Consider the following 14,686-nt stretch of genomic DNA (forward strand, 5'->3'; position numbering starts at 1 on the left):
GCAGGTACCGGCTACGTCGGTCTGTCTAACGCCATGTTACTGTCCCAACACCACGAAGTGGTGGCGGTGGATATCATTCCTGAAAAAGTGGCGATGCTTAATAATAAGCAATCCCCAATTATCGATACCGAAATCGAACAGTTTTTAACGGAAAAACAGCTTAATTTCCGTGCAACCGAAGATAAAGTCGAAGCCTATACTGGCGCGCAATACGTGATTGTGGCGACCCCGACAGACTACGACCCAAAAACTAACTACTTCAACACCAATTCAGTGGAATCCGTTATTCACGATGTGAACAAACTGAATCCAGACGCGACCATTATCGTCAAATCTACTATTCCAGTGGGCTTTACGGAGCGTCTGCGTGAAGAGTTCGGTTACACCAACGTGATTTTCTCCCCAGAATTCTTACGTGAAGGTCGCGCGCTGTGGGATAACTTGTACCCGTCCCGTATCGTGGTGGGCGAGCGCTCTGAACGCGCACAGATTTTCGCTGACTTGCTGTTAGAAGGCGCGATTAAGAAAGATGTGCCGGTGCTGTTTACTGATGGCACTGAAGCCGAAGCGGTCAAATTATTCGCCAACACTTTCTTAGCCATGCGTGTGGCATACTTCAATGAATTAGACACTTACGCAGAAAGCCGTGGCTTAAATGCGCGTCAAATCATTGAAGGGGTTTCTTTAGACCCACGTATCGGCAGCCACTACAATAACCCATCCTTCGGTTACGGCGGTTACTGCTTACCAAAAGACACTAAGCAGTTACTGGCGAACTACGACGATGTACCGAACAACCTAATTAACGCGATTGTCGAATCTAACCGCACGCGTAAAGACTTTATCTCGGATGCGATTATTGCTAAAGCACCGCGTAAAGTGGGTGTGTATCGCTTAGTGATGAAAGCGGGCTCCGATAACTTCCGTGCCTCTGCGGTGCAGGGTGTGATGAAGCGTATCAAAGCCAAAGGAATTGAAGTGGTGGTTTACGAGCCAGTACTCAAAGAAGATGAATTCTTCCGTTCGAAAGTTATCCGTGATTTAGAAACGTTCAAAGCAGAAAGCGACATTATTCTGGCAAACCGTATGGTGCCTGAACTGGATGATGTGGCGGACAAAGTCTATACCCGTGACCTGTTTGGTAATGACTAAAGCTTGGTAATGACTAAGATTAAAATAGTCACCGGTGATTTATAATGAAAATGCCCCACAAGTTGGGGCATTTTTTATTTGAATCCATCGTCACTCAGAAAGATAGCTTTCCATCACCATCCCACCTGCACCTTGAGCGACGATTTCATAAGAATCATTAGCTGGGTAAATGCGCGGTTTGATATGCGGGAAAATCGAGAGTTTTTGCTCAATGGATTTTTTGGTCATTTCAAAGAAATGGTTTTTTGGGGTGAGGGTTCCCCCGCAAACCACCACATCGGCTTGGGTAATTAATACCGCGTTGGCAATCGCGATACCGTAGTAATACGCGGCTTCTTCCAAGGCTTTAAGACACACCTCATCGTTCTGGGCAAGCGCCTGAAAAATCGTGTGATAGTTAATTTCATCTTCAGATTTGACGAGTTGGTTAATGACCGAGGGTTTACCGAGCCTTAAATGTTGAATCACGCGAGATTTAATGGCGTGTAATGAACTGTACTGTTTTAAACAGCCAAACGAGCCGCACTCACAACGCTGACCATTGATATCGATAGTCGTGTGTCCAAAAGCTTGTGCGGTGCTTATTGGCGTTGGGGCATATTGATTATTGATAATAGTCGAGCTGCGAATGTCTGTGTCACAAGTGGTGAGTAAGAATCGTTGGCTATCAGAGGCGTAGCGTAAACGGTACTCTGCAAAGGCCGCGAAGCTGATGCCACTTCCTAACAGAACAAAGCAGGGAACGCGCTGAGTAATGTACTGATATAGCGCCTGAATTCGTGCGTTGTAGTCAGAGTAAGGTACTTTATCGCGTTCTAAAATATGGTCGATGGCAATGCCGATACCCAGTATTTTTTGAGTATCTAACTGATGCTCAGCAAGCAGGTCATCGACGTTGTCCAATAGATGTTCGAGCATGTTTTCAGCGGTTTCGAGGTGCTCATACTTGATTTTGACTTTGCCAAGAATGTCTAACTTCAGATTTTGCAGAACAATTGTTGAGTAGATATCACTCATCTCAATGCCAATTAAGTAGCCATCAGCCGGGTTGACGCTGTACAAAATGGGTTTGCGTCCTCCCGTTGATTCCCCAAGTTCTGACGTGGAGAGTAACTGGCATTTACTTAGTTCATCGAGGAGCCTGGCACAGGTCGCGGGTTTCATGTTCGCGAGGGAGGTTAGCGCTTCCGCCCGAATTGGTCCGTGGTTGAGGATCAGCCGATACAGCGTTTTGAGTTTTTGAGTTTTGGAATTTTTGGATGTGCGAAATTCGTTCAATAAACGGTGTAACAATGGCTCCCCCTCCTGTTTTCGCTAGTGGAATATCCAGTTATAAAGCTAATCATTCAAGATTAACAGATTCACATGGCGAGTACTTTAACAGATGTCATGTTTATTAACATTTTCTCAAAATGAGATTAAGATCGCTGTTAGATTTTCTAATTACGTTATTATCCCAATCATCTTCTTTATTTGATTTGATTGCGGAGCGCATTATGCACAACACCAAAGATATCTTAGAAAGTCTGAGTTTTATCCAATCTCGTACGGACATGAAGCCCACTGTTGGGATCATTTTAGGGTCTGGATTAGGCCCATTTGCTGATACGTTAGAAAATGCGGTGCATATTCCTTATAGCGAAGTGCCACATTTTGCGAAGTCTGAAGCGGTAGGTCACGCGAACGAATTAGTGATCGGGACGATTGCAGGCAAAACGGTAGTGGCGATGAAAGGTCGTTTTCACTATTACGAAGGTTTTTCGCTGGATCAAGTGACGTTCCCTGTGCGTTTAATGAAAGCGCTGGGTGTGGAAAAGTTGATCATCACCAACGCCTGCGGAGCGGTGAATACTGACTTTAATCCGGGCGACCTGATGGTTATCACCGACCATATTAACCTGACGGCGAATAACCCATTAATGGGACCAAACAACCCTGAACTGGGTGTACGTTTCCTGGATGTCAGCGAAGTGTACAACAAAGAGCTGCGCCAAACGATTTTGGATGTCGCGAAGGAGCAAGGTGTGTCTCTGCGCCAAGGCGTGTATGCATGGTGGACAGGCCCAACCTATGAAACGCCAGCCGAAATTCGCATGATCAGAACTCTTGGCGCTGATGCGGTGGGAATGTCTACCGTACCTGAAGCGCTGGTGGCTCACCATTCTCAGATTAAAACAGTCGGTATTTCCTGCCTGACCAACATGGCGTGCGGCATTTTAGAACAGCCTTTAAGCCATGATGAAGTGATTGAAACGGCAGAAAAAGTGAAGGCAACCTTCTTAAAATTAGTAACGGGTGTGATTGAGCGTTTCTAACTTTTTATCAAATTAAGCTTTTTATCAAATTAATAGAAAGACAGTGCGGGAGCGGTTTTCCTTTGGGGCATTATTGCCGAGCTGAGAATGTTACCCGCCAAATTCACTCCAAACGGAGCCTAGTATGAATATTAAGTCTCGTTTAAAGGTCATGCTTTTTCTGCAATATTTTGTTTGGGGAAGTTGGCTGGTGACATTGGGTGCCTACATGATGAAAACCTTGGATTTCTCCGGGGCTGAAGTCGGTATGGTGTACAGCTCGAAAGGGATTGCCGCTATTTTGATGCCCGGATTAATCGGCATCATTGCGGATAAATATATTCCTGCAAACCGCCTGTATATGCTTTGCCATATTATTTGTGCGGGTTCATTGTTTTACGCTGCGACGGTGGCGGATCCTTCAGTGATGTTCTGGGCAATGTTAATTAATGCGATGGCATTTATGCCGACTATTGCCTTGTCGAACACCATTAGCTACTCATCGCTAAGTCAGTATCAGCTAGACTCTGTTGCTAATTTCCCGCCAATTCGTGTATTTGGTACCGTAGGATTTATTGCGGCGATGTGGAGCATTAGTTTACTGAAGTTTGAGTTGAGTAGTATGCAGCTGTATGTGGCGGGAAGTTGCTCGCTGCTGCTCGCGATGTATTCCCTGACATTACCAAAAATGGCAGTGAATAAGCAGGCGATTACCACCAGTTGGATGAGCAAGATTGGGTTAGATGCCTTAGTGTTGTTCAAAAAGCCGATTATGGCGGTATTTTTCCTGTTTGCGATGCTACTGGGCGCGGTTCTGCAAATTACCAATACGTTTGGTAGCCCGTTCTTGCATGATTTTGCGCGTAACCCGCTGTATCAAGACAGTTTGATTGTTCAGTATCCATCGATTTTGCTGTCAGTTTCCCAAATGGCCGAAGTGGCATTTATTCTTGCTATTCCATTCTTTTTAAAGCGTTATGGCATTAAAACCGTCATGCTGCTCAGTATGTTGGCATGGACATTACGATTTGGTTTCTTTGCATTCGGTGACCCATCGACTATCGGTTTGATGTTCTTAATTATGTCGATGATTGTGTATGGCTGTGCGTTTGATTTCTTTAATATTTCCGGCTCTATTTTTATTGAGCAGGAAGTGGATCACCGTATGCGTGCCAGTGCTCAAGGGTTGTTCATGACCATGGTGAATGGTGTGGGCGCCTATTTTGGGGCGATATTGAGCGGATTGGTCGTCGACTACTTTAGTGTGGATGGCGTGAAGGATTGGCAGTCAATTTGGCTGGTGTTCTCGTCCTACACCGTAATATTGGCCGTGATTTTCTACTTCTCTTTCCATTATAAGCACCAACGAGAGAAACCGTTGGAAATGGCAAAAGCGGGTTAAGGTTGAGTTTGACTTAATAAAAAAGCCAGCGAATTCAGTGAATAAGCTGGCTTGAAGTTACTCTGAAAAGTGAATTTTATTCGATGTTCTGAATCTGTTCGCGCATTTGCTCGATCAGCACTTTAAGTTCAACAGCAGAGTTAGTCACTTCACTATTAATAGACTTAGAGGCAAGGGTGTTTGATTCGCGGTTAAACTCTTGCATCATAAAATCGAGGCGACGGCCGCTGGCTTCTTTCTTCTTCAGAATATTGCGTGTCTCTTTAACGTGCGCTTCCAGTCGATCTAACTCTTCAGCGACATCAACGCGCTGAGCCAGTAAAATCAGCTCTTGCTCTAAACGATTACTGTCTACTTGGATTTGTGCGTCGTCTAGCTTGCTTTGTAGACGGTCACGCTGCCATTGTAGGATTTCAGGCATATGTTGGCGAACTTTGGCAACTTCAACCAAAACACCATCCAGACGTTGCTCGATAAGGCTATGCAGCGCTGCACCCTCTGCTTCACGGCTTTGGATAAAGGCATCGATGGTTTCATCTAAGCCTGCCATTAACTGTTCACTAATCGCGTCTAAATCTTGTTCACCAGCGGACATCACACCCGGCCAGCGTAAGATTTCTAATGGGTTAATTTCACCTTCGTGGCTGTAATTTTTTACCCAGTTTGCTGCGCTAATCAGCTGGCGAGCTAAATCTTCATTGAGTAGTAACTCACCACGGTGAGCACCATCTAAGTCAAAACGCAGATTACATTCGACTTTACCACGGGTTAGGCGGGAACGAAGGCGTTCACGGATAACTGGCTCTAAGCTGCGAAATTGCTCGGGTAAACGGATATAGGTTTCTAAATAACGCTGGTTTACGGAACGCAGCTCCCAAGCCGCATTCCCCCATTCACCCTTGATATCACGGCGGGCAAAAGCAGTCATACTACGGATCATAATTCGTTCCTATCATTCATTGAGATAACAGGATTATAGCGCTATGACGGATGACAGGATAGGCATTATCCGATTAACAACGTATAATACGTGCCAATTTGAGTTGATAACGGAGATAACACCATGCGCCCAGCAGGTAGATTAGCAGACCAGATGCGTCCAATAAAAATTACGCGTAATTATACAAAGCACGCAGAAGGCTCTGTTCTTATTGAGTTTGGCGACACTAAGGTGTTATGTAACGCGACCGTTGAAGAGGGTGTTCCTCGTTTCTTAAAAGGTCAGGGACAAGGTTGGGTAACCGCAGAATATGGCATGTTACCTCGCGCTACAAACTCCCGTAACCAACGTGAAGCGGCAAAAGGGAAACAAACCGGTCGTACTATGGAAATTCAACGACTGATCGCGCGTTCATTACGTGCGGCGGTTGACCTGAAAAAACTTGGCGAACACACCATTACGTTGGACTGCGATGTTATCCAAGCAGATGGCGGTACACGTACTGCGGCGATTTCCGGCGCGTGTGTTGCATTGGTTGATGCACTGAATAACATGGTTGCTCAAGGCAAATTAGCGAAAAGTCCTCTGAAATCCATGGTTGCTGCGGTGTCTGTGGGTATCGTTAACCAAGAAGCGCTGTGTGACCTGGAGTATGTTGAAGATTCTGCTGCAGAAACGGATATGAACGTCGTAATGATGGATGATGGTCGAATGATTGAGGTACAAGGTACCGCAGAAGGCGAACCATTCAGCCATGAAGAGCTTTTAGCTCTTTTAGCATTAGCGAAAACGGGGCTAGATACCATTTTCGAAGCTCAGCGAGAAGCGCTGAAATAAATTTATTATTAAATAGGCGGCTGAAAAGTCGCCTTTTTTATGCCCGCAGTTTATTGATTAAGTTGTTTACTGATGAAGATAAACCGCGAAAGTCGTTTCAAAAAAAGACCAATACAAATTAATTGAGGAGAATGACCAATGAAAGCCTATCAGCGCGATTTTATTGAACTTGCCATGAAAAAACAGGTACTGAAATTTGGTGAGTTTACGCTGAAATCAGGTCGTAAGAGTCCCTATTTCTTTAATGCGGGGCTATTTAATACAGGGCGTGACTTGGCTCTTGTCGGTCGTTTTTATGCACAAGCGTTAAAAGAAAGTGCAATTGAGTGTGATGTGATTTTTGGCCCAGCCTATAAAGGTATTCCGATTGCGACCACAACAGCAGTCGCATTGGCGGAACATCATGATATTGATATGCCATATTGTTTTAATCGTAAGGAAGCGAAAGACCACGGGGAAGGCGGCACATTAGTGGGTAGCCCACTGCAAGGTCGTGTGGTGGTCGTTGATGATGTGATTACGGCAGGTACGGCAATTCGTGAGTCGATGGAAATTATCAAACAGCAAGAAGCAACGTTGAGCGGCGTGTTGCTGTGTTTAGATCGTCAAGAAAAAGGGAAAGGGGAAATTTCTGCGGTGCAGGAAGTGGAACGTGATTATGGCTGTAAAGTGTATTCGATCATCACAATGAGCGACTTAATTACGTATTTAGCGGAAAAAGAAGATATGCAACAGCATCTTGCTGCAATGAAAGCGTATCGTGATCAGTACGGAATTTAATTGAAAAAAAGCCCTCGCCCAATAATGGGCGGGGTGAGTAGTATAAATAAGCGGTTATTGTAGCTGAGCCAAAATTAAAGGCCAGCGAGTTTCAAATTCTACCGTTGGACGGTAACGAAACTCAGAACGTACGAAGCGGGACAGCATACCTTCACAGAAGGCTAATAGTTGAGAAGCTAATAGTGATTCGTCATGGATAAAACCGTGTCCATCACGGATTTTTTTCTCTTTTAATACTTGTCGCAGCTGTGATTCGATGCGTTCGAATAATTGGTTAATGCGCCCTTGCAGCCTATCTTGCTCGAACATTAGCGCATGACCCGTCATTATACGCGTTAATCCAGGGTTTTTCTCAGAGAAACCTAAAATTAGCGCTAAAACCAGTTTAATCCGGACAAGTGTATCTTTTTCGTCCGCTAAAATCAGGTTGATGCGGGAAACAAGTGAATCTTCAATAAATTCAATTAAGCTGTCGAACATCTTCATTTTGCTTGGAAAATGACGATATAGTGCAGCTTCTGAAACACCGACTGTCGCAGCGAGTTTTGCCGTTGTAATACGCTGGCTACCATCGCTACTTTCTAACATTAACGCAAGAGCCTGTAAAATCTCATCACGTCTGTTACGTTTTTGTATTGTATTCTCTGCCATGTCTGATAAGACCCCTGCTAAAACAGCAAGACAAACTATCCAAAATTTCGCTCTGAGTAAAGTCACACTCAGAATAAAACAGATTTAAAATATGTAGAGATTATAACCAAATCTAAGCTATTCACGAGGTACAGAAATACCTTACTGATTGTTTTTATTCATAAATATAGGCGCTTGTAGGACGCCTATATTCGGTATTTCAACGTGAATAGGTTCGACTTATTGGAGACCCATTATTGGCGACCAGAGTGACCGAAACCGCCTTCACCACGCTCTGTCGCGTCAAAGTCATCCACAATATTGAATTGTGCCTGAACAACAGGAACAAAGACCATTTGTGCCATACGTTCACCTGGTTCAACGGTGAATGTTTTATCGCCACGGTTCCATACAGACACCATCAGTTGGCCTTGGTAGTCAGAGTCGATTAAACCGACTAAGTTACCCAGTACAACGCCATGCTTATGACCTAAACCTGAACGCGGCAGGATCACTGCGGCAAGTTGCTCGTCCGCAATATGGATAGCTAGACCCGTTGGGATCAATTCAGTTTGACCCGGCGCTAAATCGATAGGTGCATCAAGACATGCACGTAAATCTAAACCCGCAGAGCCAGTGGTCGCGTAAGTTGGCAGTGGAAACTCGTTCCCAATACGGGCATCAAGAATTTTCAGATCGATTTTTTTCATAACGTTGGAGTATCTCGTCAAGTAAATGGTGGCTTAATTCAATTTTACTACTGTGTGGTAATCGAACATCGCCGTGGGCATCAAATAGATGTAGTGCATTGTTATCACTATTAAAACCATTATCCGCTAAGGAAACGTCATTCGCACAAATTAAATCAAGTTGCTTTTGTTGGCGCTTTTGTCGTGCATATTCTTCGACATTTTGGGTTTCTGCCGCGAAACCGACTACATAAGGACGATTTTGCGTCAGTTTTCCTACACTTGCCACAATGTCAGGATTTTGTACAAGAGTAATGGAAACTTCATCCCCTTGTTTCTTAATTTTATTTTCAGCGACGGTTTTAGCTCGGTAATCTGCAACCGCAGCACAGCCGATAAAAATATCTTGCTCAGTAATAGACTGGTGTACTTGTTCATACATCTCAAGGGCGCTCGTCACGTTAATGCGGTTTACACCATCCGGTGTTACTAGATTAACAGGGCCAGCAACGAGAGTGACATTCGCTCCGCGTTCACTGGCGGCTTGCGCGATAGCAAAACCCATTTTTCCAGAACTGTGATTACTGATAAAGCGTACAGGGTCTAAATCTTCACGGGTTGGGCCTGCCGTGACCATGATTGAAATCCCGTCTAGATCTGAACGGGATTGCTGATCTAAACATGATTGAAAATGCTGGCTAGCTAATTTCACAATCGCTAATGGGTCAATCATGCGCCCGGGACCGACATCACCACATGCTTGGCTGCCTTCATCAGGGCCCCAAATCATACACTGGCGTTGTTGCAGTCTGATTAAATTATCCTGTGTTGCCGCTGCGCGATACATTTGTTGATTCATCGCAGGCACGACGGCAATAGGCGCCGCAGATGCAAGACAAACAGTCGTGAGTAAATCATTCGCCATACCAGCGCTTAATCGTGCGATTAAATCGGCAGTTGCTGGCGCTAAAATAATTATATCAGCCCATTTTGCCAATTCAATGTGACCCATTGCGGCTTCCGCTGCGGGGTCTAGCAAATCATCAGCGACCGGATAACCGGAAACAGCTTGCAGAGTGAGAGGTGTAATGAACGCTTTTGCCGCAGGTGTCATGACAACACGTACAGATGCCCCTTCATCACGCAGTCGGCGAGTGAGTTCAGGAATTTTATAAGCGGCTATTCCACCACTGATACCAAGAACAATTCGCTTACCTAATAATGAGTTAACTGAAGTTTGTTGAGTCATGGTCTCTGTCCGATTTGGTCAACATGGGGGGCATCTTACCATATCAATGAGCTTGGTGAGAGAGCCGATTTTGTATCCCGATGCTATTTTTGCGAAGCGCTACGCAAAGGCTAGTTTAGATGATTGCCCTGAGCATGTTGGTTGGCTACAAAGAGGACAACGACGCGAAAGAGGGTGAGTCGATGCACGAATATATGGAGCTTTTACCACGAGAAAAAATGTTGGCGTATGGGACTGCATCATTATCAGATGCAGAATTATTAGCGATTTTTCTGCGCACTGGAACACGGGGTGAACCCGTTTTACAACTTGCTCAGCGCTTACTTCATGAGTTTGGTTCACTCTATTTATTAGTGCAAGCTGACTACGCAAAGCTGATTGAATGTAAAGGGCTGGGGGTTTGTAAATTAAGCCAATTGCAAGCAGCTAGTGAGCTCGCAAGGCGCTGTTTCTCTGCACAAGTACTTTGTGATGATGTGATGGATAATCCCAATACATTGAAATCGAGGTTACTTGAATTATTTTCAGGGCAGGAGCGAGAAGTTTTCATGGTGCTATTTTTGAATAATCAGCATCAGGTGATTTGCCATGAAGAGATGTTTAAAGGCACAATCAATCGTGTTGAAGTGCATCCAAGGGAAATTATCCGGTTTGCCATGAAAATGAATGCCAGAGCGATAGTGCTTGCCCATAATCACCCATCGGGAAACCCTGAGCCAAGCATGGCAGATAAGTACGTTACTGAGAAAATTCAAAGTGCTTGTGACATGATGGGGATTAAATTACTTGATCATTTTGTGGTTGGACACAAATCTTGTACCTCATTTACTGAGCGCGGATGGCTGTAAAATCATTTTTTTGACTAAAAAATGACAACTTTTGCTGTGTTGGGCTTGAGTGAAAACGATTGAAAGCGTATACTACGCCACCTTTAAGGATCTCGGGTTTGACGAGAAGAGCCTATCTCAGTAAATTTTTTTGCTAAGATAAAGATATTTTGTTGATCACTTAAAAGTTTGCTGAGATGGGCTCCTAAGCCTGACGAGGCAGTCAAGCCCAGAACAAAAAAGCTCGAGCTGATTAGATTTTTGGAGAATAGACATGTCACGAGTCTGCCAAGTTACCGGCAAGCGTCCAATGAGCGGTAACAACCGTTCACACGCATTAAACGCGACCAAACGTCGTTTTTTGCCAAACCTGCACTCTCACCGTTTCTGGGTTGAGTCTGAGAAACGTTTCGTAACACTGCGTGTATCTGCTAAAGGTATGCGTGTTATCGATAAAAAGGGTATTGATGCTGTTCTTGCTGAACTGCGTACCCGCGGTGAGAAGTACTAAGGAGCTAAAAAATGGCTAAAGGTATTCGCGAGAAAATCAAGCTGGTTTCTTCTGAAGGTACAGGTCACTTCTATACCACTACGAAGAACAAGCGCACAATGCCAGAAAAACTGGAACTGAAAAAATTCGATCCAGTTGTTCGTAAGCATGTGATCTACAAAGAAGCAAAAATCAAATAATTTTGCTTTCTGCGTACGAAGAACCCAGCTTAGGCTGGGTTTTTTTATGTCAAAAATTAGCCATAAAGTGGCTATCCACTGGGATATTGATTAAAAACTATAACCATTAATCTGAACGTAGTAACATATTCAGTATTCATGGAATTAATAACGCATTTTATTGTCAAATATCCATATCAATTTATCTACTAGACCTGATTAAGAGCTCCTGGTGAAAAAACAGTATAAAAAAATTCTTGTAATCAAGATGCGGTTTCATGGTGACATGCTACTGACGACGCCTGTTATCAGCTCATTAAAGCAAAATTATCCTGATGCCCAGATTGATGTTTTGCTTTATCAGGACACCATTCCCATTTTGTCGGAAAACCAAGAGATCCATACACTATATGGTATGAAAGGTAAGAAAAGTGGTGGTTTGAGTAAAGCCTGCAACTTTTTAAGTCTGCTGTTTAAATTACGTCGTAATCAATATGATTTGGTCGTTAACCTTGCTGATCAATGGATGGTTTCGTTACTCGTTCGTGCCATTCCCGCAGAAACTAAGGTTTCGCACGATTTCGGTCATCGTGATTCGAAATTTTGGCGAAATAGCTTTACGCATCTCACTCCCCCTGAAGGGGAACATGTTGTTTTAAACAATCTTTCTGTATTAAAGCCGTTAGGGATCCAAGAATTCAAAACAGACCTAACCATGTCTTATGCGGAAGATGATTGGAAAAAAATTGATCAGAGGCTGTTAGATCTTGGCGTTCACAGTAGCTATGTTGTGATCCAGCCAACCGCCCGACAAATTTTTAAATGTTGGGATAATGAAAAGTTCTCAGCTGTCATTGATGCATTGCAGTCTCGTGGTTATCAAGTGGTATTAACATCGGGCCCAAGCAAAGAAGACTTAGCGTGTGTGAATGAAATTGCGGAGAATTGCCAAACCAAGCCAACGACTGAGCTTGCAGGAAAAACATCCTTCCCTGAATTAGGTGCATTAATTGCGCACGCCGCTCTTTTTATTGGCGTGGATTCTGCACCTATGCATATTGCTGCCGCGGTGAAAACTCCCATCGTTTGCCTATTTGGCGCCACAAACCATATTTTCTGGCGTCCATGGAGCGATAATGTGGTGAAATTCTGGGCAGGAGATTATGAAAATATGCCACCTAGAGATGAACTAGACCGCAATAAAAAATATCTCTCCGTAATTCCTGCGAGTGATGTGATTGAAGCGACGGAGCAAATGCTACCGATGAATATGCGCTCAATGATGGGAAGGTACTAAGATGGTATTGGCATTTTGTCTGTATAAATATTTTCCATTTGGTGGGCTACAACGCGACTTTTTACGTATTGCGATGGCTTGCCAAGCTCGTGGACACTGTATTCGTGTTTATACCCAATCATGGGAAGGTGAACGTCCGGAACAGTTTGAAATTATTATTGTTCCTACCAGTTCAGGCACTAACCATGGACGAAATGCCCAATACTGTGAATGGGTCATGGCACATCTGAAGCAACATCCTGCAGATAGAATCATTGGCTTTAATAAAATGCCTGATCTGGATGTATATTTTGCTGCGGATGTTTGTTATGCGCAAAAAGTGGCTGAAGAAAAAGGTTTTTTCTATAAGCTGACTCCGCGCTATAAACATTATGCTGCTTTTGAAAAAGCCGTCTTCCAAAAAGGAAAGGCAACGCAGCTAATGATGCTTACTCCTCATCAAATTGCCCATTTTGAAAAGCATTATGGAACTGAAAGTGACCGTTTTCATATGCTGCCTCCGGGTATCGCCGTTGACCGAAAATATGACCAACAGATTGCGGATGCTAAGCGTATCTATCGAGAAAAGAATCAAATTCCCGAGTCTGCATTTTTGCTGCTTCAAGTTGGGTCCGATTTTAAACGCAAGGGCGTTGATAGAACTCTCAAAGCAATGGCTGCATTACCTGAAAGCATCAGAAACAACACATTATTGATGGTGGTAGGGCAAGACAAACCCGCTAAATATCAACGCTTAGCGGAAGCGTTGGGAATTGCTAAACAAGTTTCATTTTTTAGCGGGCGCAATGATATTGCAGAGCTAATGGCCGCTGCGGATATTTTGATGCATCCGGCTTACCAAGAAGCGGCTGGGATTGTCCTACTTGAAGCGATTGTTGCGGGACTGCCGATTATTGTCACGGAAGTGTGTGGTTACGCGTCGTTTATCGACAAAGCCCAGTGTGGCGTTGTGGTCAATGAGCCGTTTGAACAGGCAGTTTTAAATCAGGCGCTATGCGATAGCCTGCAAGATACACAAAAACGAGCTCAATGGGTAAACAATGCTAAATACTATGCAGACACAGAAGATCTGTACAGTTTACCGGAAAAAGCGGCCGATATTATTTTAGGATGCTCTAATGGTTGAGTTAAAAGCGCCTTTTAACGAATTGTGGAAAGATAAAGACCCATTTGTTGAAACAGATAAATTGGATGGTGAAGTTTTTCGTGCATTGGAAACGCGCAGAACATTGCGTTTTCAGATTGATGATAAAAGCTATTTTATTAAGATTCACTATGGCACGACGCTAAAAGAGGTTTTGAAGAATTTATTCTCATTCCGTTTACCTGTTTTAGGTGCAGATCGTGAATGGAATGCAATTCATCGATTGACTGAAGCTGGCGTTGATACCATGAACGGGCGCGCTTTCGGGCAAAAAGGGTGGAACCCACTTCGACGTCATTCATTTATTATTACTGAAGACCTCACTCCAACAGTGAGTTTAGAAGATTACTGCGCTAATTGGGCCACTCAGCCGCCTAAATTCAAAACTAAGCAAATGCTGATCCAGCGAGTCGCTGAGATGGTACGTAAGATGCATCGCATCGGTATTAACCATCGCGACTGTTATATTTGCCATTTCTTACTGCATCTACCGTTCACAGAAAATCTGCAAGATTTAAAAATCTCAGTCATCGATTTGCATCGCGCACAGCTACGGTCATCAGTTCCTACCCGCTGGCGAAATAAGGACTTAATTGGTTTATACTTTTCATCATTAGAAATCGGTTTAACTCAGCGAGATATTTTCCGATTTATGAAGGTTTATTTTGAAATGCCGTTAAAAGAGATACTGAGTCAAGAATCTAGTTTGATGGCAGATGCGAAAAGCAAAGCTGACAAAATTAAAGCGCGTACGATCAGAAAGTCGCTATAAAGAA

General features: G+C 43.9%; 13 protein-coding genes and 3 pseudogenes. 11 read left to right on the top strand and 5 right to left on the bottom strand.

Translation table 11 applies throughout. The features are described from left to right. On the top strand, window positions 1–1,152 hold a 1,152-nt coding region (locus tag GKR74_RS08835; protein WP_154603297.1), incomplete at its 5' end, for a nucleotide sugar dehydrogenase. A 39-nt stretch (window positions 1,153–1,191) separates the two neighbouring features. Here the strand turns inward: GKR74_RS08835 and GKR74_RS08840 are convergent. Beyond that, window positions 1,192–2,445, bottom strand: a pseudogene (locus tag GKR74_RS08840) (ROK family protein). 203 nt (window positions 2,446–2,648) lie between these two features. On the opposite strand from GKR74_RS08840, the gene GKR74_RS08845 reads away from it, so the two are divergent. Together GKR74_RS08845 and GKR74_RS08850 are read left to right on the top strand one after the other, a co-directional pair. After that, window positions 2,649–3,467, top strand: a complete 819-nt coding sequence (locus tag GKR74_RS08845) for a purine-nucleoside phosphorylase (RefSeq protein WP_036950708.1) — start codon at window positions 2,649–2,651, stop codon at window positions 3,465–3,467. Between the two features lie 124 nt (window positions 3,468–3,591). Further along, window positions 3,592–4,848, top strand: a complete 1,257-nt coding sequence (locus tag GKR74_RS08850) for a nucleoside permease (RefSeq protein ID WP_154603299.1) — start codon at window positions 3,592–3,594, stop codon at window positions 4,846–4,848. Between the two features lie 76 nt (window positions 4,849–4,924). Here GKR74_RS08850 and GKR74_RS08855 read toward each other — a convergent pair whose 3' ends face one another. Then, on the bottom strand, window positions 4,925–5,788 hold the full coding sequence (locus GKR74_RS08855; RefSeq protein WP_132497006.1) for a YicC/YloC family endoribonuclease: 864 nt from the start codon (window positions 5,786–5,788) through the stop codon (window positions 4,925–4,927). Window positions 5,789–5,911: 123 nt separating this feature from the next. Between GKR74_RS08855 and rph the strand changes: the two genes are divergently transcribed. Beyond that, window positions 5,912–6,625 carry a ribonuclease PH gene (gene rph / locus GKR74_RS08860; RefSeq protein WP_036950714.1) on the top strand — a complete coding sequence of 238 codons (714 nt, stop codon included), beginning with the start codon at window positions 5,912–5,914 and terminating at the stop codon, window positions 6,623–6,625. 138 nt (window positions 6,626–6,763) lie between these two features. After that, entirely contained in the window at window positions 6,764–7,405 is a 642-nt protein-coding gene (pyrE, locus tag GKR74_RS08865) for an orotate phosphoribosyltransferase (RefSeq protein ID WP_154603300.1), read from the top strand. A gap of 54 nt (window positions 7,406–7,459) precedes the next feature. Here the strand turns inward: pyrE and slmA are convergent, their stop codons facing one another. The 3 genes and pseudogenes from slmA to coaBC all read right to left on the bottom strand — a co-directional run. Then, entirely contained in the window at window positions 7,460–8,056 is a 597-nt protein-coding gene (slmA, locus tag GKR74_RS08870) for a nucleoid occlusion factor SlmA (RefSeq protein WP_154603301.1), read from the bottom strand. Window positions 8,057–8,289: 233 nt separating this feature from the next. Next, window positions 8,290–8,745: a dUTP diphosphatase gene (dut, locus tag GKR74_RS08875; RefSeq protein WP_154603302.1), complete on the bottom strand. Its 456-nt coding sequence runs from the start codon at window positions 8,743–8,745 to the stop codon at window positions 8,290–8,292. Then, a pseudogene (gene coaBC / locus GKR74_RS08880) lies at window positions 8,735–9,973 on the bottom strand (bifunctional phosphopantothenoylcysteine decarboxylase/phosphopantothenate--cysteine ligase CoaBC); the annotation flags it as partial. The pseudogene coaBC and the gene dut, both read right to left, overlap by 11 nt. A 182-nt stretch (window positions 9,974–10,155) precedes the next feature. On the opposite strand from coaBC, the gene radC reads away from it, so the two are divergent. The 6 genes and pseudogenes from radC (at window position 10,156) to rfaP (ending at window position 14,682) form a co-directional block, all read left to right on the top strand. Continuing rightward, window positions 10,156–10,821, top strand: a complete 666-nt coding sequence (radC, locus tag GKR74_RS08885) for a RadC family protein (RefSeq protein WP_154603326.1) — start codon at window positions 10,156–10,158, stop codon at window positions 10,819–10,821. A gap of 253 nt (window positions 10,822–11,074) precedes the next feature. Then, on the top strand, window positions 11,075–11,311 hold the full coding sequence (gene rpmB, locus GKR74_RS08895) for a 50S ribosomal protein L28 (RefSeq protein WP_004265123.1): 237 nt from the start codon (window positions 11,075–11,077) through the stop codon (window positions 11,309–11,311). An 11-nt stretch (window positions 11,312–11,322) separates the two neighbouring features. Further along, complete coding sequence (rpmG, locus tag GKR74_RS08900) at window positions 11,323–11,490, top strand: 50S ribosomal protein L33 (RefSeq protein WP_004265124.1); 168 nt, start codon at window positions 11,323–11,325, stop codon at window positions 11,488–11,490. 211 nt (window positions 11,491–11,701) lie between these two features. Further along, window positions 11,702–12,766 carry a lipopolysaccharide core heptosyltransferase RfaQ gene (gene rfaQ / locus GKR74_RS08905; protein WP_336431316.1) on the top strand — a complete coding sequence of 355 codons (1,065 nt, stop codon included), beginning with the start codon at window positions 11,702–11,704 and terminating at the stop codon, window positions 12,764–12,766. A gap of 1 nt (window position 12,767) precedes the next feature. Beyond that, window positions 12,768–13,910: pseudogene (locus GKR74_RS08910) on the top strand (glycosyltransferase family 4 protein). Then, window positions 13,885–14,682, top strand: a complete 798-nt coding sequence (gene rfaP / locus GKR74_RS08915; protein WP_154603305.1) for a lipopolysaccharide core heptose(I) kinase RfaP — start codon at window positions 13,885–13,887, stop codon at window positions 14,680–14,682. The pseudogene GKR74_RS08910 and the gene rfaP overlap by 26 nt, the downstream one beginning before the upstream one ends. Window positions 14,683–14,686: the final 4 nt, after the last annotated feature.

This window comes from Providencia sp. wls1914 (genome assembly GCF_009706645.1).
In the GTDB taxonomy this organism is placed as follows: Bacteria; Pseudomonadota; Gammaproteobacteria; order Enterobacterales; family Enterobacteriaceae; genus Providencia; species Providencia zhijiangensis.